The 20,303-nt window shown below is 69.7% G+C and carries 17 protein-coding genes; 14 read left to right on the forward strand and 3 right to left on the reverse strand.

Going from position 1 to position 20,303, the window contains the following annotated elements:
• Positions 1 to 102 precede the first annotated feature (102 nt).
• Genes LR394_RS24165 through LR394_RS24220 form a run of 12 tightly spaced genes read left to right on the forward strand, consistent with a single transcriptional unit; the run spans position 103 to position 13,615 of the window.
• Entirely contained in the window at positions 103 to 1,572 is a 1,470-nt protein-coding gene (locus tag LR394_RS24165; RefSeq protein ID WP_231446183.1) for an aldehyde dehydrogenase, read from the forward strand.
• A gap of 15 nt (positions 1,573 to 1,587) precedes the next feature.
• Positions 1,588 to 3,771 carry a CaiB/BaiF CoA-transferase family protein gene (locus tag LR394_RS24170; protein WP_231446185.1) on the forward strand — a complete coding sequence of 728 codons (2,184 nt, stop codon included), beginning with the start codon at positions 1,588 to 1,590 and terminating at the stop codon, positions 3,769 to 3,771.
• Positions 3,768 to 5,012 carry a cytochrome P450 gene (locus LR394_RS24175; protein ID WP_231446187.1) on the forward strand — a complete coding sequence of 415 codons (1,245 nt, stop codon included), beginning with the start codon at positions 3,768 to 3,770 and terminating at the stop codon, positions 5,010 to 5,012. Before LR394_RS24170 ends, LR394_RS24175 begins: the two co-directional genes overlap by 4 nt.
• Before the next feature lie 46 nt (positions 5,013 to 5,058).
• Positions 5,059 to 5,916 (forward strand): SDR family NAD(P)-dependent oxidoreductase, encoded by an 858-nt coding sequence (locus LR394_RS24180; RefSeq protein WP_231446190.1) that lies wholly within the window; start codon positions 5,059 to 5,061, stop codon positions 5,914 to 5,916.
• Positions 5,913 to 6,107 (forward strand): ferredoxin, encoded by a 195-nt coding sequence (locus LR394_RS24185; protein ID WP_231446191.1) that lies wholly within the window; start codon positions 5,913 to 5,915, stop codon positions 6,105 to 6,107. The genes LR394_RS24180 and LR394_RS24185 overlap by 4 nt, the downstream gene beginning before the upstream one ends.
• Positions 6,104 to 7,018 (forward strand): PDR/VanB family oxidoreductase, encoded by a 915-nt coding sequence (locus LR394_RS24190; protein WP_231446193.1) that lies wholly within the window; start codon positions 6,104 to 6,106, stop codon positions 7,016 to 7,018. Before LR394_RS24185 ends, LR394_RS24190 begins: the two co-directional genes overlap by 4 nt.
• Positions 7,019 to 7,031: 13 nt before the next feature.
• Entirely contained in the window at positions 7,032 to 8,204 is a 1,173-nt protein-coding gene (locus LR394_RS24195) for an aromatic ring-hydroxylating oxygenase subunit alpha (RefSeq protein ID WP_231446194.1), read from the forward strand.
• Positions 8,201 to 9,031: a hypothetical protein gene (locus LR394_RS24200; RefSeq protein WP_231446195.1), complete on the forward strand. Its 831-nt coding sequence runs from the start codon at positions 8,201 to 8,203 to the stop codon at positions 9,029 to 9,031. Before LR394_RS24195 ends, LR394_RS24200 begins: the two co-directional genes overlap by 4 nt.
• Positions 9,028 to 9,732, forward strand: a complete 705-nt coding sequence (locus tag LR394_RS24205; RefSeq protein WP_231446196.1) for a Zn-ribbon domain-containing OB-fold protein — start codon at positions 9,028 to 9,030, stop codon at positions 9,730 to 9,732. Before LR394_RS24200 ends, LR394_RS24205 begins: the two co-directional genes overlap by 4 nt.
• Positions 9,729 to 10,898, forward strand: coding sequence for a thiolase C-terminal domain-containing protein (locus LR394_RS24210; protein ID WP_231446197.1), 1,170 nt, complete (start codon positions 9,729 to 9,731; stop codon positions 10,896 to 10,898). Before LR394_RS24205 ends, LR394_RS24210 begins: the two co-directional genes overlap by 4 nt.
• 31 nt (positions 10,899 to 10,929) lie before the next feature.
• Positions 10,930 to 12,444: a class I adenylate-forming enzyme family protein gene (locus tag LR394_RS24215; protein ID WP_231446198.1), complete on the forward strand. Its 1,515-nt coding sequence runs from the start codon at positions 10,930 to 10,932 to the stop codon at positions 12,442 to 12,444.
• A 19-nt stretch (positions 12,445 to 12,463) separates the two neighbouring features.
• Positions 12,464 to 13,615, forward strand: coding sequence for an acyl-CoA dehydrogenase family protein (locus tag LR394_RS24220; RefSeq protein WP_231446200.1), 1,152 nt, complete (start codon positions 12,464 to 12,466; stop codon positions 13,613 to 13,615).
• On the opposite strand, the gene LR394_RS24225 is transcribed toward LR394_RS24220, so the two are convergent.
• From LR394_RS24225 to LR394_RS24235, 3 genes are all read right to left on the reverse strand, one after another.
• Positions 13,602 to 14,846, reverse strand: coding sequence for an MFS transporter (locus LR394_RS24225; RefSeq protein ID WP_231446201.1), 1,245 nt, complete (start codon positions 14,844 to 14,846; stop codon positions 13,602 to 13,604). The two genes, LR394_RS24220 and LR394_RS24225, sit on opposite strands and share 14 nt — an antisense overlap.
• Before the next feature lie 63 nt (positions 14,847 to 14,909).
• Positions 14,910 to 17,090 carry a molybdopterin-dependent oxidoreductase gene (locus LR394_RS24230; protein ID WP_231446202.1) on the reverse strand — a complete coding sequence of 727 codons (2,181 nt, stop codon included), beginning with the start codon at positions 17,088 to 17,090 and terminating at the stop codon, positions 14,910 to 14,912.
• Positions 17,091 to 17,107: 17 nt separating this feature from the next.
• Complete coding sequence (locus LR394_RS24235) at positions 17,108 to 18,175, reverse strand: CaiB/BaiF CoA transferase family protein (RefSeq protein ID WP_269329680.1); 1,068 nt, start codon at positions 18,173 to 18,175, stop codon at positions 17,108 to 17,110.
• 42 nt (positions 18,176 to 18,217) lie between these two features.
• Here LR394_RS24235 and LR394_RS24240 point away from each other — a divergent pair, with 42 nt between their 5' ends.
• Both LR394_RS24240 and LR394_RS24245 read left to right on the forward strand, forming a co-directional pair.
• Positions 18,218 to 19,111, forward strand: coding sequence for a LysR family transcriptional regulator (locus tag LR394_RS24240; protein WP_231446203.1), 894 nt, complete (start codon positions 18,218 to 18,220; stop codon positions 19,109 to 19,111).
• A 47-nt stretch (positions 19,112 to 19,158) separates the two neighbouring features.
• A complete protein-coding gene (locus tag LR394_RS24245; RefSeq protein ID WP_231446204.1) occupies positions 19,159 to 20,292 on the forward strand; it encodes a thiolase family protein in 1,134 nt (377 codons plus the stop codon).
• The last annotated feature ends 11 nt before the right edge of the window (positions 20,293 to 20,303 follow it).

The raw sequence follows: 20,303 nt of genomic DNA on the forward strand, positions 1-20,303 counted from the left end.
CTGGTAGTTGCGGTGACGAGGAGGTTTCCGCCAACTGGCGCCCCTTTCCTCGTCGCTGGTTCGAGGCCCGCGAGGCCGGGCCGCGCCGTCAAGGAGGACGCCATGAGCAGCAGCGCGACCGAGCGCACCCGGTTCCTGATCGACGGTGAGTGGCGCCGCCCGCTGACCCCCGCCCCGCCGATCCCGGTGATCTCACCCTCGCTCGGACAGCAGATCGGCGTTGTCCCCGACGCCGGCGCAGAAGACGTCGACCAGGCCGTGCGCGCCGCCCGACGTTCCCTCGACGAGGGTACCTGGCGTCGGCTAAGTGCGGCTGAACGAGCCGACGTGCTGGAGAACGCGTTCAAACTGCTCGAACCCCGGCTGGACGAGATCGCACATCTGGTCACCTCGGAGATGGGTCTGCCCACATCGATCGCCGGTCAGCAGATCCCCGGTGCGCTCGCGGTGGGCCGCTACTTCCTCGATGTTGCCCGCCGGTCAACGGTTTCCGAGGTGCGCCAGACCGTCTACGGCCCGGCTGCCGTGGTGAAGGAGCCGGTCGGGGTGGTGGCCTCGATCGCCCCGTGGAACGGGCCGTTCAACATGGCGATCGCCAAGATCGTCCCGCCTCTGGTGGCCGGCTGCAGCGTCGTCTACAAGCCTGCGCCCGAAACTCCGCTCGACGCCTACTACATCGCCGAGGCGCTCGATGAGGCCGGGGTGCCTGCTGGCGTCTTCAATTACCTCACTGGCGCTCGGGCTACCGGACAGGCGCTGGTGGCCCATCCGGGCGTCGACAAGGTCAGTTTCACCGGCTCGACTGCGGTCGGCCGCGAGATCGGCCGGGAATGCGGCGGCAGCTTCAAACGCGTGCAGTTGGAGCTCGGCGGCAAGTCGGCGGCGATCGTGCTGGACGACGCCGATATCGCGACCACGATGGCCGGTCTGGCGGTCGGGACCTTCTTCAACACCGGGCAGGTGTGCGCCGCCTTCAGCCGGATCCTGGTGCCGGATCGCCGGTATGACGAGGTGATCGCCGCCTTGGTGGCCACCGCCGAGTCGTTCGTGGTCGGGGATCCTTTCGAGCCGAGGACGACCATGGGGCCGCTGGTCTCCAAGCGGCAGCAGGAGCGGGTGCTCGGGTACATCGAGACTGGAAAGGCCGAAGGTGCTCGGGTGGCGACGGGCGGGGGTGTCCCGCCGGGTCTGGAGCACGGGGCCTACGTTCAGCCGACCGTGTTCACCGATACGGACAACAGCATGCGCATCGCCCGGGAGGAGATTTTCGGCCCGGTTGCTTCGGTGCTGCGCTACCGCACGCTCGACGAAGCGGTCCGGATCGCCAATGACTCCGATTACGGTCTGCATGGTGGTGTTTTCACCGGTGACCCGGAGCGGGCGGCCGAGGTGGCCCGGAAGGTGCGGACCGGAACGTTCAGCGTCAACTCCTTCACGTACAACCACCAGGCTCCCTTCGGCGGGGTCAAGCAGTCGGGGGTCGGGCGGGACACCGGGCCGGAGGCGGTGGAGGCGTACTACGAGCTGAAGACCGTCAACCTGGCCGACGGCATGGCACCGCTGTTCGCCTGAAGGGCCGGAGGGGCTATGTCTGCATCGTCTACATCGCTGCCGCTGGAACGTCTGCGGGTGCTTGACCTGACCGAGGGTGCGGCCGAGTCGTGCGGTCAGTTGCTGGCCGACCTGGGGGCCGATGTCCTGCGCGTCGAGCCGCCGGGCGGCTCCGCCGGTCGGGCCGAGCCGATCGGCTGGGCCTTGCGCAACAACGGAAAATGTTCCCTGGATATCGATCTGAGCTCCTCGAAGGGCCGGCGAAGGCTGAACGAACTCCTGGCCGAGGCCGATCTGCTGCTGCGGTCAGAAGGCGGGATCCCGCAGACCGATGCTCATCCCCACCTGGTCGTCGTCACGATCACCGACTTCGGCCTGACCGGGCCGCGCCGGGACTGGCAGGCCACCGAGGCGACCCTGGCCGCGGCCGGGGGAGTGCTGTGCCGATCCGGCCTGCCGGGCCGAGCACCGTTGTTGCCGCCGGAAGGGCTGGTGGCGCAGACGGTCGGGGTGCACGCAGCCTGGGCGGCCCTCGTTGCCTTCGTGAAGCGGTTGCGCACCGGCCGGGGCGAGCAGGTGGACGTCTCGGCGCTGGAGGCCGTGGTGCACGGCTTCGACCCGGGATTCGGCACGCAGGGCAGCGCGGCGGCCGGCCGGGCGCAGACGTTTCCCCGCGATCGTCCGGACGCGGCGAACTTCTACCCGGTGTTCGCCTGCGCCGACGGCCACGTCCGGATCTGTCTGCTGGCCCGGCGGCAGTGGCGGGCCATGTTCGCCTGGCTGGGCGAGCCGGAGGAGTTCGCGGACGAGCGCTACGACACCATCCCGGCCCGGTTCGCGGCCTCGGACCGGCTGAACCCTTTGATCGCCAAGCTTTTCGCCGGCCGGACGCGGGCCGAGCTGGTGCAGGAGGGCGTGGGGCGGGGGATTCCGATGGCCGGGGTGCTGAGCGTGGCTGAAGTGCTGCAGGCCGAACACTTTCGGGAGACCGGGGCGCTGGCCGTCCTTGACCTGGAAGACGGCACCAAGGTCATGGCTCCGGCCGGGTCGCTGCGGGTGAACGGCCGTCGGGCCGCCTCCCCACCACCCTCCGAGTCGGCGATAACAGGCTTTCGCCAGCCACGACGTCCATTTGTCCTGCACCTACCGCCCCAGACCGAAAGTGAACCCCCGCTGGTCGGTCTGCGGGTGCTGGATCTGGGGGTGATCGTGTTCGGCGCCGAGCTGACCCGCTTGTTCGCCGACCAGGGCGCCGACGTCATCAAGGTCGAGAACCCGGCGTTCCCGGACGGTCTGCGCCAGACCCGTAAGGGCGGCGGCATGAATCCGTCGTTCGCCTGGGGTGGGCGCAACAAGCGGGGCTTGAGTCTGGATCTGCGCGCGAACGGCGAGCAGTTCCGGCAGTTGGTGGCTCGGGCAGATCTGGTCACGGCCAACTTCAAGCCGGGAACTCTTGATTCGCTGGGCCTTTCCTACGACCGACTGAGCAAGGTCAACCCCCGGATCGTGGTGTCCGAGAGCAGTGCCTTCGGCAGGACCGGTCCCTGGCGAGAGCATCTGGGCTACGGGCCGTTGGTGCGAGCGGCTTGTGGCGTGACGAGTCTGTGGCGCGACCCGGATGATCCGGACAGTTTCTGCGACGGCTCCACGGTCTACCCCGATCACATCGCCGGGCACCTGGCCGCGGTGGGCAGCCTGGCTGCGCTCATCGGGCGGGACGAGCACGGCTACGAAATCGGCCTGGCCCAGGTCGATGTGGCCCTGGCGGCGCTGGGTCCCACCCTGGCCGGAGTCGAGTCGGACAGCAGCGTGTTTCCCTGTGCGGGGCAGGATGAATGGTGTGTGATCTCGGTGCGGGGATATGCGGACCGGGCGGCCCTGCAGGTGGTGACCGGGGCGTCCGATCGTAGCGAGCTGACGGAGTGGACCCGGGTGCGCACGCCCGCCGAAGTCACGCAACTGCTGCAGAAGGCCGGTGTGCCGGCGGCCGGTATGGCGCGTCTGCCGGAACTGCTCGAGGACGAGCAGTTGGTGGCCCGGGATTCCTTTCACGAACTGGAGCATCCGCAGTTGCGGGCGCCGGTGCCGACCGGGGCCCGGATCGCCCGGTTCTCCAGCATTCCTGATCCACCGTTGCGGCCCGCTCCGATGCCGGGCGAGCACACCGACCTGATCACCGCCGAACTGCTGGGAAGCCGTCTCAAGGAGGAGAGCGCATGACCACAACGCGAGCAGACGTCCGGGACGATCTGGTCGTCGACTTCGACATCTACGACCCGGCACTGACCATGCCGGTCGACCGCATGCAGGAACGCACCGCGCAGCTGGCCGAGGCCGGTCCGGTGGTCTGGTCGTCCAGCTACGGCGGGCACTGGGTGGTCACCGGGTACGAAGAGGTGCATCAGGTGCTGCGGGATCCGGGCACGTTCTCCAGCTACCCCAACAATCTGGTCGACGCCGGGCAGGGCAAGTTCCTGCCGATCGAGCTGGACCCGCCGGTGCACACCTCCTACCGGCACGTTCTGCAGCCGCTGTTCAACCCGTCCCGGATGCGGGCGCTGGAGCCGCGCATCCGTGCGCTGGTGGTGGAGCTGATCGAGGGGTTCCAGGCCGATGGCCGGGTCGAGTTCATCGAGCGGTTCGCCCACCCGCTGCCCACCCAGGTGTTCCTGGCCCTGATGGGCTGGCCGGTCGAGGACGCCCCGCTGTTCACCGAGGCCACCGAGATCGCCCTGAACGGCCGGCCGGGCGACACCCCGGAGCAGGCCGTGCAGTCGCGGACCGAAGCCGCCCAGTCGATGTTCGGGTACTTCATGCAGGTGATCGCCCGGCGCCGGCAGCAGGCCGGCGAGACCGACGACGTCACCACCGCGATCATGCACACCCGGATCACCGACGAGGAAGGGGTCGAAAGAGACCTCACCGACGAGGAACTGGCCCGGATGTTCTTCCTGTTGCTGATCGCCGGACTGCACACCGTGCAGGGGTCGCTGGCCTGGATGATGCTGCACCTGTCCGAGGCGGACGAGCAGCGCGAGCGGATCCTGGCCGACCCCGAGGCGATCCCGGACGCGGTCGAGGAGATCCTGCGCTACGAGGCCGCGGTCTCGATGGGCCGGCGGGCCACCCAGGACGCCGAGCTGGGCGGAGTGACGGTCCGCGAGGGTGACCAGTTGCTGCTGATGCTGTGCGCGGCCAACCGGGACGAGTCCCAGTTCACCTGCCCGGCCGACCTGAAGGTGGACCGCACCCCGAACCGGCACCTGTCCTTCGGGTCCGGCCCGCACCGCTGCATCGGTTCCCACCTGGCCCGGATCGAGCTGCGGATCGCGATGGAGGAACTGCACCGGCGGATCCCCGATTACCGCCTCGACCCGGCCGACCCGGCGGTGGTCCTGCCCAGCCAGGTGCGCGGCTTCGCCCGGCTGCCGCTGCTTTTCACTCCGGTCGCGAACGATTGACCACTTCAATCTAACGGCTTAAGGTTTATGTCGAGGAGGACATTCCATGGCCAGACTCCAGGACAAGGTCGCGATCATCACCGGCGCCGGTTCCGGCCTCGGGCGCACCGCCGCCCAGCTGTTCGCGGCCGAGGGCGCCCGGGTCGTCGTGATGGACATCGACGGTGAACGGGCCGACGCATCGGTGAAACTCGTCGCCGAGCAGGGTGGTAGCGCGGTGGCGGTGCAGGCCGACACCACGATCGAGGACGACGTGGCTCGCACCGTGGCCACCGCGTTGCAGGAGTTCGGCAAGCTCGACATCATGTGGGCCAACGCCGGCATCGTCTCGCGCGGTGGGGTGCCCAGCGTGGCCGGCGGCGAGCAGGTGGCCTTCGAGGACTTCACCCTGGACGACTGGTACCGGGTGGTCAACGCCAATCTCACCGGCCCGTTCCTGTGCGCCAAACACGCGACCAAACCCTTGCGGGACAACGGAGGTGGCGCCATCCTCGTCACCAGTTCGGCCGCCTCGATGGCCGCCTACCACTCCATCCCCTCCTACTCGGCCACCAAGGCCGGGGTGAACGGCATGGTCCGGGGCCTGGCCCTGGATCTGGGGCGCTGGGGCATCCGGGTCAACGCGATCGCCCCTACGCACGGGATGTCCCCGAACTTCCTGATGGAGGCGGGCGCACCGGTGGTCGGGCGCTCGTACGAGGAAGTGGCCGGGCCCTGGGACAAGAGCGTCACCCCGATCCCGCTCAAGCTCGACCGGCCGCCCTCACTGCTGGACAACGCCAGGACCGCGCTGTTCCTGGTCTCGGACGACGCGGCCTACACCTCGGGCCAGGTCATCTCCTCGGCCGACGGCGGCACGCTGGCCCGGGTGGCCATCTGGTTCCCGGAAGACCTGGGCCAATGACCCATCTGGTGATCGACCGCGAAGCCTGCGCCGGGCACGGGCTGTGTTACGGCTCGGCTCCCGGCATCGTCGAGTCGGACGAGCAGGGCGATCCGGTGATCCTGGCCGATCCGGTGCCCTCGGGGCTGCTCGGTCAGGCCCAGCGGGTGGTGGCGTACTGCCCGGAAAGGGCCTTGGAGCTCAGAGAATGACGGATCTGCTGGAGGTCGAGGTGGTGGCCCGGGACCTGGTGGCCGACGGGGTGGTGCAGGTGACCCTGAGCGCTGCCGATGAGCTGCCCCCGTGGCAACCGGGCGCCCACCTCGATCTGCACCTCGCGCCGGGCCTGGTGCGGCAGTACTCGCTGTGCGGAGATCCGGCCGACCGCAGCGTCTTCCGGGTGGCGGTGCTGCTGGAGGAATCCGGGCGGGGAGGATCCGCGCAGGTGCACCGGCTGCAGCCCGGGCAGGTTCTGAGAACGAGCAGGCCACGTAACCACTTCGAGCTGGTGCCGGCCAAGCGCTACCTGTTCATTGCCGGTGGTATCGGGATCACCCCGATGCTGCCGATGATCGGGCAGGTCGCGGGTTCGGGTGCGCAGTGGCGTCTGGTCTACGGTGGCCGCACCCGGGCCAGCATGGCCTTCCTGAGCCAACTGCAGGAGTTCGGCGAGCAGGTGGAGATCCGGCCGCAGGACGAGACCGGTCTGCTCGATCTGGGTGAGCTCTTCAATGATCCAGACACCCTGGTCTACTGCTGCGGCCCGGAACCACTGCTCAAGGCCGTCGAAGAACGCTGCCCGCCAGGCGTTCTGCATGTCGAGCGGTTCAACCCGAAAGCGCCGCTGAGCCCGGAAGGCAGCTTTGAGGTCGAGTTCGCGAAGTCGGGCGTGAGCGTGGCCGTCGAAGCAGGTGTGAGCATCGTGGAGGCGGCCGAGGAAGCCGGCGTGCAGATCGAGACCTCGTGCCGGGAAGGAACCTGCGGCACCTGCGAATCGGTTCTGCTGGAGGGCGTGCCGGAGCACCGGGACTCGCTGCTGACCCCCGACGAGCAGGCCGCCAACGACGTGATCTTCCCGTGCGTCTCCCGGGCCCGCTCGCCCCGGCTCGTGATCGACCGCTGATCTGGAGGTAGTGATGACCGTGCAGCAACCACTGGCCGGGCGGGGTGACCGGATCCGCCGGGCCCTGGAGCACATCCGCAACGACAGCACCGACGACTACGGCCAGGTCAACGAGTTCCAGGCGAGGGAGTACACCGACCCCGAGGTGGCCCGCCGCGAGCGCGATCTGGTCTTCGGCCGGGTGCCCTCGATCGTCTGTCACGGCAGCGAGGTGCCCTGCCCGAACGACTTCATCACCCTGCAGATGCCCCGCAACCGGGTCATCGTGGTTCGCCAGAAGGACGGCACGGTCAAGACGTTCGTCAACCTCTGCCGCCACCGGGGCGCCTTGCTGGAGGAGCAGGACAAGGGCCGCTGCCGGCTGTTCTCCTGCGGCTACCACCGCTGGTCCTACGACACCGACGGCTCGCTGCGGGCGATCACCCGGGACAACACCTTCGGTGAGGTGGACCGCTCGCAGTACGGCCTGATCGAGCTGCCCACCGAGGAACGGCACGGCTTCGTCTGGGTGGTCGACGATGCTTCGGCCGCCATCGACGTCCAAGCCTGGCTGGGCCCGGAGATGGACTCCGTTCTGGACGGTTACGGTCTCGGTGACCTGATCGCCGTTCGCTCGGAGGGGTTCGACGAGCCGGTGAACTGGAAGATCATGCAAGACGCGTTCCTGGACGGCTACCACATCCAGTACGCGCACCCGAACACCGCCGGAAAACTGATCCACACCAACGTGATGGCCGCCGAGGACTTCGGCCGGCACGTGCGGTTCATCGCTCCGCGCAAGAGCATCGACAAGTACCTGGAAGAAGCTCCGGCCGCCGACGAGGACCTGTCCCGGCACGTCACCGAGACGCACTTCCTGCTGCCGAACAGCACGTTGCTGCGCCAGCCGGACCATTTCCAGCTGCTCACCTTCCGCCCGCACCCCGGCGACCCGGGGCGCAGCCGGATGGAGATGCGGCTGATCGTGCCCACGGTCGAGGCCTCCGGGATGAGCGAGGAGCGCTGGAACCACCTGTGGGAGAAGAACTGGAAGATCCTGATCGCGGTGCTGCACAACGAGGACTTCCCGCTGCTGCGCAGTTCCCAGGCCGGGCTGGCCAGCGCCGATGCCGGCGGCATGCTGCTGGGCCGCAACGAGTTCGTCAACCAGGTGTTCCGGCGTGAACTGCGGAAGCTGATCTCATGATCGACCTGGAATGGGCCGGCTCTTCACTGGAGTCGGACGCGCTGGCCGAGATGCTGCAGGCGGCCGCGCAGGCCGATGCCGAGGCGGGCTTTCCCCAGCTGTCCGCGCACGATCCGTTGCCGCCCGGAACGACCCAGTTGCTGATCTGGTTGCTGCCGGACGAGCGCACCGAACTCGTGGAGCCCAGCCTGGCCGCCTACCTGCGGGTCGAGCCGGTGGGCGAGGGGGTGGCCGAGTTGTCGTACGTGGTCCGGCCGGAATACCGCTCGCGGGGCATCACCACGCTGGCGCTGGAGAAGATCGGCCTGGGTCTGGACGACCCCGGCGGCTGGCAGGGCACCGGAGCGCGGAGCCTGCGGATCTGGGCCAAGGCCAGCCATCCGGCCGCGTTGCGGATGTCGTTGCGATTCCGGCAGCTCGGCATCCGGACCGGGGCGCGGCGGTGGCAGCTGGTCATCCCGCTCAAGGCCGGTCGCGAGATCGACCCCGGTGCTTCGGCGACTATGGACGTTCACTCGTCTGCGGAGCCGGAGGGCCCCTTGGGCAGGTGGCCGGGTGCGCACAAGCTACTGGCTGCTGACGGTGCGCTCTGGTGGCGAGAAGATCCCGGTGAACCCACCGAGTACGGGGACGCGGGCCGCATCCTGGCGATCGAGGGGGCCCATCAGCGCGAGCTTCTGGTCGCGGTTCTGGAACGACTGCGCGACGGCGGCCGCCGGGCCGCCTTGATCACCCTGGACGCCTACGACCCGCTGGTGCCCGAAGCGCTCGCTCTCGGGTTCATGCACGACCAGACGGACGTCCTTTACACGGTGGGTGCCCGATGATCCCCGATGACTTGCTCGCGGTGGTGGAACATCACGGTCAGGCGGTGGCCCGGGGCGAGGACCGTGCGGTGCTCGCGGACTTCCGTCAGGACCGGATCGGGCAGTTGGTGGCCTCGGCCCGTCCGCCTCGGGAGATGAATGCGGCGCAGGTTCTGGGCGTGGAACCAGGTCCGGTCGAGGGGCAGTACACGGCGCACATCCGTTACACCGGGGCGGGCGGGGACGAGGCGATCTTCCGCAGCCGCTGGATTTTCGTGGACGACGCCTGGCGGGTCACGAACGTGCGGAACGTGCCGGACACTCCACCGCGCTGGCCGGACCCGGAGCCCGATCAGCTGGAGGCTGCGCACTGGCAGGGCCTGGAGCGCGGCGAGCTACGGCTGCAACATTGCCCGGCCTGCGGTACTTGGATCTGGGCGCCGCGGCCGATCTGCCCTACCTGTCATCGGGCCCGGCCGCTGTGGGAAGAAGTCGAGCCCCACGGCACGGTGTTCGCGTGGACGCGCACCTGGCAGCCGTTCGATCCGGTGGTCACCGGGCACCTGCCTTATGTGGTGGTGAACGTCGAGCTGGCGGGCGCGGGTGGGCGGCGGCTCATGGGAGTGCTTTTGGACGGGGACCGCGCCGACGTACGCATCGGCACCACGGTGCACGGAGAGTTCGACAACGGGCTGCTGCGCTGGCGCCTGGAGGCAGCATGAGCGGCTTCCAGGGCGCGGCCGCGGTGGTCGGCGCGGCCAACACGCCCTTGCACAAGCGCGGCACCAGCGCGAAGACCTCGCTGGAACTGACCCTCGAAGCCATTCTGGCCGCCGCCGAGGACGCCGGGGTGGACCCGCACGACATCGACGGCTTCAGTTCCTACGCCGCCGACGACAACGAGGGCCTGGCCGTCGGGGCGGCCCTGGGGGTACGGGAGATCCGCTGGTCCACCCTGGTCTGGGGCGGAGGCGGCGGCGGAGTCAGCGCAGCCGTCAACGCCGCCGCGGCCGCTGTGGCCAGCGGACAGGCCGAGATGGTGGCCGTCTACCGCGGCCTGTCCGAGGCCGACGCGGGCCGGCAGAGCTACCGCAAGGGACACCTGGGCCCGCTGTACGGAGCGCACGGCATGCTCGTCCCGGCCCAGGTCTGTGCCCTGCGCACGCAGCGGATGATCGAGGTCGACGGCGTCCCGGCCGAGGCGCTGGAAGCGTTGGTGGCCGCGGCCTACCACCACGCCCAGACCAACCCCGCCGCCGTCGCCTACGGCAAACCGCTCGACCCGGCCGTCTACGCCGACTCCCGGATGATCTCCGAGCCGCTGCGGCTGTACGACTGCTCCCGGGAGAACGACGGCGCCGGAGCAGTGCTGGTGACCACCGCCGAGCGCGCCCGGAGACTGCGCCGCCCGCCGGCCTACGTGCTGTCGGCCGTGCAGGGCAGCGGGCCCGGCTGGTTCGAGTCTGCCGAGAACGAGGACACCTACACCAGTGCGGGCTTTCACCCGGCAATGGTGGAACGGCTCTGGCGGGGAGCCGGGATCGGGCCCGGAGACGTGGACGTGGTGCAGGTCTACGAGAACTTCTCCGGCCCGGCCGTGGCCTCGCTGATCGACCTGGGCCTGGTCCCACCGGGCCCGGACGCCACCAAGGTGCTGCACCGCGACAACCTGCTGGCCCCGCACGGTGCCCTGCCCCTGAACACGGCCGGCGGCAACCTCGCCGAAGGCTTCGTGCACGGCATCGGCCTGGTGGTCGAGGCGGTCCGGCAGATCCAGGGCCGCTCGCCGAACCAGGTGCCCGGTGCCGCGATCTCCCTGCTCCTCGGTGGGCCGATGGCGCCGCTGGTCAGCGCCACGCTCTTCGGTTCCGCCGCCACACTTTCCTGAAGGACAGCGCAACGACGCGTGAGGAGTTCCGATGGGTACCTCGGTCGGCTCGGCCCTGAACTGGTGGGCCCGCACCAAAGGCAGCAGCCCGGCACTGGTCTTCGCCGAGGACTCGGTGGACTACCGGACTCTGCGGGACTGGTCCGGGGCCGTGGCCCGCACCCTGCACGAGCGTGGGGTGGGCGAGGGCGAACGCGTGGGCCTGCTCGGCGGCAACACGGCGGCCTGGGCGGCCACGGCGTTCGGGGTGATGAAGGCGGGCGCGGTGCTGGTCCCGCTCAACCCCCGGCTGGTGGCCGAGGAGCTGGCCAAGCTGCTGGGTGATTCGGGCACGACCCTGGTTCTCGCCGAGCGGCAGTACCTGCCGGTGCTGGAGGAGGTGCGCGGCGCCGGGCTGGTCTTCGACGTCCATGCTCTGGAGGATCTGGCCGCCCTGAGAGGTGGGCCCGCAGACTCGTTCCGGATCGACCGGGCCCCGCACGAACCGGTCGCGCTGCTGTTCACCAGTGGCTCCACCGGTCTGTCGAAGGGCGTGATCTGCACCAACCGCACGTTGCTGGACATCGTGTTCGAGGCCTCCTTGTGCGAGGAGGGCCTGCGCCCGGGCGGCAGCAGCCTGCTTCTGCTGCCGCTGTGCTTCACCCCGGGGCTGGTGTGGGGTCTGAGCATGCAGGTGGTGCTGGGCGGCACGCTGGTGGTCGAGGAGAAGCTGGATCCCTCGCGGGCGGTCCGGCTGATCGAGAAGCACCGGATCGGGACGATGTTCGGGGTCCCGCTGATCTACGAGTCGCTCTCGCGAGCGCCCGAGTTCGCCGATGCCGACCTCTCGAGCGTGCGTACCGCGGTGATCGGTGGTGCCGCGGTGTCGACGCGACTGCTGGCCGCCTGGGGTGCCAAAGGTGTGAAGCTACGGCAGATCTACGGGATGACCGAGGCCGGTGGGGTGGCGACCGCGACCTGGCCGTCGGAGGCCGAGAGTCATCCGGGCTCGTGCGGCAGCGGTTCGGCCTTCACCGAGCTGAAGGTGGTCCGTCCGGACGGCAGCGACTGCGATCCGGGGGAACCGGGTGAGATCCTGCTGCGCGGACCGGGTGTCACCCCCGGCTACTGGGAGGACCCGGTCACCACCGGGCAGGCCTTCCGCGACGGCTGGCTGCACAGCGGCGATCTGGGGGTCTGCGACGCCGAGGGCCGGCTGACCTTTCTGGACCGGATGAAGGATCTGATCATCTCCGGCGGGATCAACATCTCGCCGGTCGAGATCGAGCAGGCGATCAGCACCATCCCGGGGGTGAGCGAGGTGTCGGTGATCGCGGCCCGGGACGAGCGGTTCGGGGAGACCCCGGCCGCGATCGTGGTGGCCGAAGGGCTGAGCGAGAGCGAGATCGTCCAGGCCTGCAACCGCAAGATGGCCGACTACAAGGTGCCCCGGTACGTGATCGTCCGGGCCGACGCCCTGCCGCGGCTGCCCAGCGGCAAGATCTCCAAACGGGCTGTGCGGCAGGAGTATGCCGACATCGCCGACCAGCAGCCCCGCGTCCGCTGAACCCTTGGGAGGAAGTTCGATGCAGACCGATCTCTACGAGGCCGACCACGAGGACTACCGCCGCACCGTGCGGGCCTTCATGGAGCGGGAGGTGGTGCCCAACCTGGAGAAGTGGGACGCCCAGCGGGAGGTCGACCGCGAGACCTGGCGCCGGGCCGGTGCGGCCGGGCTGATCGGTCTGCAGGTGCCCGAGGAGTACGGCGGGCCGGGTGTGAGCGACTACCGCTTCCGGTTCGTGCTGTGCGAGGAGGTGGCGCGGGTCGGTGCGTCGTCGTTGCAGTCGTCGTTCGCCACCAACGACGACATCGTGCTTGGCTATCTGCTGGGCCTGGGCACCCCGGATCAGAAGGCGCGGTGGCTGCCGGGTTTCGCCACCGGTGAGACGATCGGCGCGATCGCCATGAGCGAGCCCGGCGCCGGCAGCGACCTGCGAGGCATCACCACCTCGGCGGTGCGTGAGGGCGATCACTGGGTGATCAACGGCTCGAAGACGTTCATCACCAACGGGATCCTGGCCGACCTGGTGATCGTGGTGGCCCGCACCGACCCGGCCGGCGGCAGCGACGGGTTCAGCCTGTTCGTGGTGGAGCGCGGCACCGCGGGTTTCGAGCGCGGGCGCAAGCTGGACAAGGTCGGCCTGGCCGCGCAGGACACGGCCGAGCTGTTCTTCGAGAACGTCCGGGTGCCTTCGGACTGTCTGCTGGGGCCACTGGGTGAGGGACTGCGCCTGCTGATGCGTAACCTGCCCCGCGAGCGGATGGGGATCGCCGTGGCCGCGCAGTGCTCGGCCGAGGCCGCCTTCGGCTGGACGCTGGAGTACGTGAGGCAGCGCCAGGCTTTCGGCCGGCCGATCGCGCAGTTCCAGACGGTCGGGCACACCCTGGCCGATTTGCGGACCCACCTCGAGGTGACCCGGGCCTACCTGGACCGCTGTGTGCGCGAACTGAACCGGGGCACGCTGAGCGCGGTGGATGCGGCCAAGGCCAAGTGGTGGGCGACCGACGTGCAGTGGAAGATCGTCGACACCGGGGTGCAGTTGCACGGCGGCTACGGCTACATGAGCGAGTACCCGATCGCCAAGGCCTTCGTGGATGCCCGGGTGCAGCGGATCTACGGCGGCACCAACGAGATCATGGCCGAGATCGTCAGCCGCGACCTCACGCGCTCGTGAGGATCGGCCGGGCCCGGACCGTGATCGACAGGACGGCGGCGATCAGGCAGAGCGCGGCGCCGGACCACCAGGCGTAGGTGTAGGTGCCGAAGGTGTCGCGGATGACGCCTGCGCCCAGCGCGGCCGCGGCCGCACCGAGCTGGTGGGAGGCGAAGACCCAGCCGAACACGATCGTCCCCTGCTCCTTGAAGATCTCCCGGCACAGGGCCGCGGTCGGGGGCACCGTGGCCACCCAGTCCAGGCCGTACACCACGATGAACAGCACCATGCTGGGGTGGACGCGATCGGCCAGGAGCCAGGGCAGCATCACCAGCCCGACGCCCCGGAACGCGTAGTAGGCCACCAGCAGCAGCCGCGGGTCGACCTTGTCGGTCAGCCAGCCCGAGGCGATCGTGCCGATGATGTCGAAGACCCCGACCACCGCGAGCAGGCCCGCCGCGGTGGTGGCCGGCATGCCGTGATCGTGGGCGGAAGGGATGAAGTGGATCCCGATCAGGCCGTTGGTGGTGGCCCCGCAGATCGCGAACGCAGCCGCCAGAGCCCAGAACGAACGATGGCGGGCGGCCAGCAGCAGCCCGCCGATCGCCCGGCCGCTGCTCGCACTGCGCGCCGGCGCCACATAGCCAGGGCCCGCGCCGTAGGGCCGCACCCCGCGGTCCTCGGGGTGATCACGCAGGACCAGCCAGACCAGCGGGACGGCCAGCAGCGCGGCCGCGGCCACCACCAGCGAGGCCGGCCGCCAGCCGGTGTTCTCGGCCAGCGCGGTGACCGGCGGCAGGAAGATCAGCTGACCGGTCGCCGAGCCGGCGGTGAGCACACCCATCACCAGGCCGCGCCGGTTCACGAACCAGCGGTTGGCCACGGTCGCGGCGAACACCAGCGCCATCGAGCCGGTACCCAGGCCGATAAGCAGCCCCCAGAAGACCAGCAGCTGCCAGGACGCCGTCATCACCACACTGCCCCCGGCGCCCAGCGCGACCAGCGTGAGGGCGCAGGCCACCACCTGGCGGATCCCGAACCGGTCCATGAGGGCGGCCGCGAACGGCGCGGTCAGGCCGTACAGCACCAGGTTGATGCTCACCGCCAGCGACATCACGCTCGTGGACCAGCCGAACTCCTCGTGCAGCGGCACCATCAACGCACCCGGCGCGGCCCGGAACCCGGCCGCGCACAGCAGGGCGACGAAGGCCACCGCGGCCACGCCCCAGGCGGGGTGGAAACGACGCTGCACGATAGACCTAGCCTTCTTCAGGGGAGCCAGAGCGCGGGTAGCGTAGCTCTTTCGGGGCGGCCTTCACCCTTCTGCTCGCGCAGATACCGGCCTGATCGTCACCGGGATGCCGTTCATCTGAACGGTTCCCGACAGCGGGTCCAGCACGGTGGCGTCGGTCAGGGTGTTGCTGTTGACGCCGGGCTTGCGGGCGGCCACCCGCAGCCGGGCATGCGGGTCGTCGTGACCCCAGCCGTGGCCCAGCGAGCACACCCCGGGCGGAACCTCGTCGGTGATGGTGACCGGCACGCGGATCTGGCCGGCTGCCGAGGTGAGCACCGCATCGGTGCCGTTCTCGATTCCGTGAGCAGAAGCGTCCTCTGGTGAGAGATGGAGGGTTGAGCGGTCCTTGCCCTTGGCCAGCGGTGAGACGTTGTGCAGCCAGGAGTTCTTCGATCGCAGGTCGCGCCGGCCCACCAGCACGAGCCTGCCCGGTTCCGGGGGTTCGAGGGTGGCCAGAATCGTCGGTGGAGTCAGTTCGATGGTGCCGGAGGGAGTGCGAACCACTTCGTTCAGGCGCGGTTGCAGGGCGCCGAGGTCGATGCCGTGCGGCGCGTCGAGAATCTTGGCCAGGGTGAGCCCGTCGGGGCGGTGGCCGAACTGGTCGCCGTACGGGCCGGAGCGAATCCGCAGATCCAGCAACTGCCTTGGGCCGGAGGGCTGCTCACTGTGCGGCTGCGCTTCGCTGAACCTCGCGATCGATTTCGACAGGGCTTGCGCGAGTTCGGTCTCCAGTTCGGCGGAGGTGATGCTCCGGCCTTCGTAGATTGCGCACAGGCGCAGCAGGATCTCCCATTCGCTGAGCGCATTTTCGGGCAGTGCGCGGGCGGGTTCGGAGAAGCGGGCGAAGTTGCGCTGGCCCATCGGCAGCAGGGCCATGTCGAAATGGTCGCGGGTGAGCAGGCCCGGCGGCGGAAGAATCACGTGGGCGTGCCGGGTGGTCTCGTTCAGGTACGGGTCGACGCAGATCAGTGCGTCGAGATGGGCCAGCGCGGTCTGGATCCGGGCCGAGTCCGGGAACGAGCGGGCCGGGTTGCCGGCATAGGTGATCAGCCCACGGACTCGTCCCGGGCCCGGCGTGAGGATCTCCTCGGCCAAGGCGGCGACCGGGAATTCGCCGAGCACTTCGGGATGCCCGGAGACCCGGGTGCGATACCTGCCCACCGTGAAGGGTTCGGCCGGGCCACGGGGCGCTCTGGTGGTGGGCCCGCCGCTGACCGGTCGCGGGAAGAGCATCCCGCCGGGCCGGTCCAGGTTTCCGGCCAGGACGTTGACTGCCTGCAGCGCCCAGCAGGTCAGGGTGCCGTGCTGGTTGAGGGTGGTGCCGAGCCGGCCGTAGACGGCTGCGCGTTCGGTCTGCAGCAGGTCACGGGCCAGGTTCTCGATCAGGGACGCTTCGACCCCGCAGATCCCGCTGCTCACCTCGGGCGTCCAGGCGGCTACGGCGGTGCTCAGTTCGGCCAGGCCGGTGGTTCTTTCCGGGGTGACGTTCAGGGTGGTCAGCACCTGCAGCACGGCCAGGAGCAGGAAGAGATCGGTCCCGGGGCGCACGGCGAGGTGCTGATCGGCGACTGCGGCCGTGGCGGTCGCGACCGGGTCGATCACCACCAGGCGTCCCTTTCGCCGGCGCAGGGCCTTGAGGTGGCCCCGGTAGTCGGGGGCGGCGCCGATGCTGCCGTTGGAGACCAGGGGATTGGCGCCGATCACCACGAGCAGGTCGGTGTTGGCCAGGTCGGGCACCGGGATGCTGCTGGGTTCACCGAACAGCATGGCTGCGGCGACGTTCTGGGGCAGCTGATCCATCGTGGCGGGCGAGTAGTTCTGGATGCTGCCGAGGGAGCGGGCCAGGCGGGTGGCCAGCAGGGAGAAGGCGACGTTGTGGCCGGTCGGGTTGCCGGTGTACGCGGCCACGGTGTTGCGGTCGCTGCTCAGCAGCGGGGTCAGCAGGTCGCGGACCGCCGCGAAAGCCTCGTCCCAGCTGACCTCCTCGAATGCCTCACCGTGTCTGACCAGCGGGGCGGTGAGCCGGTCCGGATCGTCGTCGACTGCGCCGAGTGAGGCGCCCTTGGGGCACAGGAAACCCTGGGAATAGACGTCGTCCGGGTCGCCGCGGACCGACAGCACCTCCTCATCCGGGCCGAGCGTCACCGAAAGGCCGCACATGGCCTCGCAGAGCGGGCATCCCCGGAGCACCGTGCGGGACACGCTGTCTCCTTTCCGGTTCACCGTTGCAGCCAGTCGCTGAGAACGGCTGTGGTGTCGGCGTCCGGGCGTGGCGGAGCGCCCGGCTTCGAGCGGGAGAAACGGGGTGCCGGGCCGGGCTGGCGAACTCCGTCGATCTCGACGAACGTGCCCCGGGCGGTGAGGTGTTCGTCCTCCAGAGCCTCGGACATCGACAGCACGGGTGTGACGCAGGCGTCCGTTCCCTGGAAAAGCTCGGCCCAGTGGTCGCGGTCGTGCCGGGCGAAGGCTTCTTCGAAACGGCGGCGCAGGATCGGCCAGCCGGCGCGGTCGTTCTGGTCGGGTAGATCGCTGAGACCCAGACCTTTGACGAGCTCGGCGTAGAACTGCGGCTCGATCGCCCCGACCGCGACATGCCGGCCGTCGGCGCAGGTGTACGTGTCGTAGAACGGAGCGCCACCGTCCAGCAGATTCGTCCCTCGCTCGTCCTGCCAGTCGCCGCTCGCGCGCATCGCCCAGATCATCTGCATGAGCAGGGTACTGCCGTCGACCATCGCCGCATCCACCACCTGCCCCTGCCCGGAGTCCTGACGCTCCAGCAAGGCCGCCAGCACGCCCACCACCAGGAACATCGAGCCCCCACCGAAGTCGCCGGCCAGGTTCAGCGGGGGCACCGGACGCTCCCCGGCCCGGCCCACGGCATGCAGCGCGCCGGTCAGCGAGATGTAGTTGATGTCGTGACCGGCCTGGTGCGCTCGCGGGCCGTCCTGACCCCAGCCGGTCATCCGCCCGTAGACCAGCCGCGGATTCCGGGCCCGGCATTCGTCCGGTCCCAGGCCCAGGCGCTCGGTGACGCCTGGGCGCAGGCCCTCCAGCAGCACGTCGGCTCGCTCGGCCAGCTCCAGCAACGTCGCGCGGCCGGTGGGCGATCTCAAGTCCAGCGTGATCGCGCGCCGCCCTCGTAACAGCTGCTCGGGCGGGGCGCCGGGCCGGTCTATGCGCACCACGTCGGCGCCCAGGTCGGCCAGGATCAGACCGGCGTGCGGCACCGGGCCGATGGCGGCCAGTTCGAGCACCCTGATTCCGCTGAGCGGTCCTTGCTTGTGCATTTACCGGCTCCTTCGCTGGACTGGCGGTGCGAGGATCGCTGAGTGGAGATCCGTCATCTGCGGTACTTCGTCGCGGTCGCCGATGCCGCCGGTTTCACCAGGGCCGCCGAGCAGCTCGGCATGGCCACGTCCCCGCTCAGCCGCCGTATCCGGGAGCTGGAGAAAGAGCTGGGCGCCGAGCTGTTCGTGCGCGACTACCACCGGGTCTCGCTGACCCCGGCCGGTGAGCGGCTGCTGGTCCCGGCCCGTGACGTGGTCGAACGGTTCGACGCCCTGCCGGCCCTGGTGCCGCCGCAGCAACCGCAGGGGCTGATCGTCGTCGGCACCGCTCCCGAGGTCTCGCCGGACCTGCGCAGCCGGTTCACCACGCTGGTCCGCGAGCAGCAGCCGGGTCTGCGGGTGCGGCACCGGCCGGGCAGCACGGCGCCGCTGCTGCGGGCGGTGGTCAAGGGCGAGGTGGACCTGGCCTTCGTGCACGGGCTCGTCGAGGAGCCCGGGCTGAGCGTGGTGCCGGTGGAGTCGCAGCCGCTGCGGGTGGTGGTCGCGGCCGGGACCGGCTTCGACGAGCGGGAGTCGCTGGAGCTGACCGAACTGGCTCATCTGCCGTACACCTTTCTGCGGGCGACCTCGGCTCCGTACGTTGCGCAGATCGCCGACAGCCTGCTCAGCCGCTACGGGGTCAGCGGCCGGCTGCCGGTGCCGACCGGGCACGCCGATCTGGTGCCGATGGTCTCAGCCGGTGAGGCCTTCACCATCTGCGGTGCGAGGTTCGGCGCGACCAGGAACGCCTTTCTCGGAGAACCGGTGCTCATGTTGCCTTTCGACGACGGCCGGCTGCGGCTGGTGACCAGTGCCGTCTGGCGCACCGGGCACGCTCCGGGTTCTCTGGCCGCCCTGGTCGCCGCCCTGGCAACACTACCTAAAGGTAATAGATAAATGTTAGCTTGGTGGCCGCGGTCAGCCGCACACATACGGGAGGCGCAATGACGCGAGATGCCGTAATCGTCGAGGCCGTCCGGACTCCGGTCGGCAAACGCAACGGCGGGCTGTCCGGGGTGCACCCGGTCGATCTTTCCGCCCACATGCTCACCAGCCTGGCCGAACGCGCCGGGCTGGACCCGGCCCAGGTGGACGACGTGATCTGGGGCTGCGTCTCGCAGGCCGGTGAACAGACCCTGGACATCGCCCGCACCGCAGTCCTGGCCGCGGGCTGGCCGGAGTCGGTACCCGGAGTGAGCATCGACAGGCAGTGCGGATCATCGCAGCAGTCGGTGCATTTCGCCGCCGCCGGGTTGATCGCCGGGCAGTACGACGTGGTGGTGGCCGGCGGTGTCGAGTCGATGAGCCGGGTACCGATGGGCTCCTCCTCGGCCGGGCAGGATCCGCTGGGCCCGCAGTTCCTGGCCCGCTACGGTGCGGCCCCGAACCAGGGGACCGGTGCGGAGATGATGGCCGAGCGCTGGGGCCTGACCCGCGCCCAGCTCGACGAGTTCGCCCTGGCCTCGCACGAGAAGGCCGCCGCCGCGCAGGACTCCGGCCGTTTCCAGGCCCAGATCGCCCCGGTGGGCACGGTCAGCCAGGACGAGGGCATCCGGCGGGGTGGCACCCTCCAGGCCCTGGCCGGGCTGAAGACCCCGTTCCAGCCCGACGGGGTGATCAGCGCGGGCAATGCCTCGCAGATCTCGGACGGCTCGGCGGCGCTGCTGATGACCACCAGCGACAAGGCCCGCGAGCTCGGTCTGAAACCGATCGCCCGGGTGCACACCGCGGTCCTGGCCGGCGCCGATCCGGTGATCATGCTGACCGCGCCGATCCCGGCCACGCACAAGGCCCTGCGCAGGTCCGGGCTGAAGATCGACGAGATCGGTGCTTTCGAGGTCAACGAGGCCTTCGCCCCGGTCCCGCTGGCCTGGCTGGCCGAGACCGGCGCCGACCCCAAGGCGCTGAACGCCAACGGCGGCGCGATCGCGCTGGGGCATCCCCTCGGCGCCTCCGGAGCCCGGCTGATGACCACGCTGGTGCACCACCTGCGCGACAACGGCATCCGCTACGGCCTGCAGACCATGTGCGAAGGCGGCGGCCAGGCCAACGCCACCATCCTCGAACTGCTTTCCTGACGAAGGAGATC

The organism is Kineosporia babensis (assembly GCF_021129305.1).
GTDB classification, from domain to species: domain Bacteria; phylum Actinomycetota; class Actinomycetes; order Actinomycetales; family Kineosporiaceae; genus Kineosporia; species Kineosporia babensis.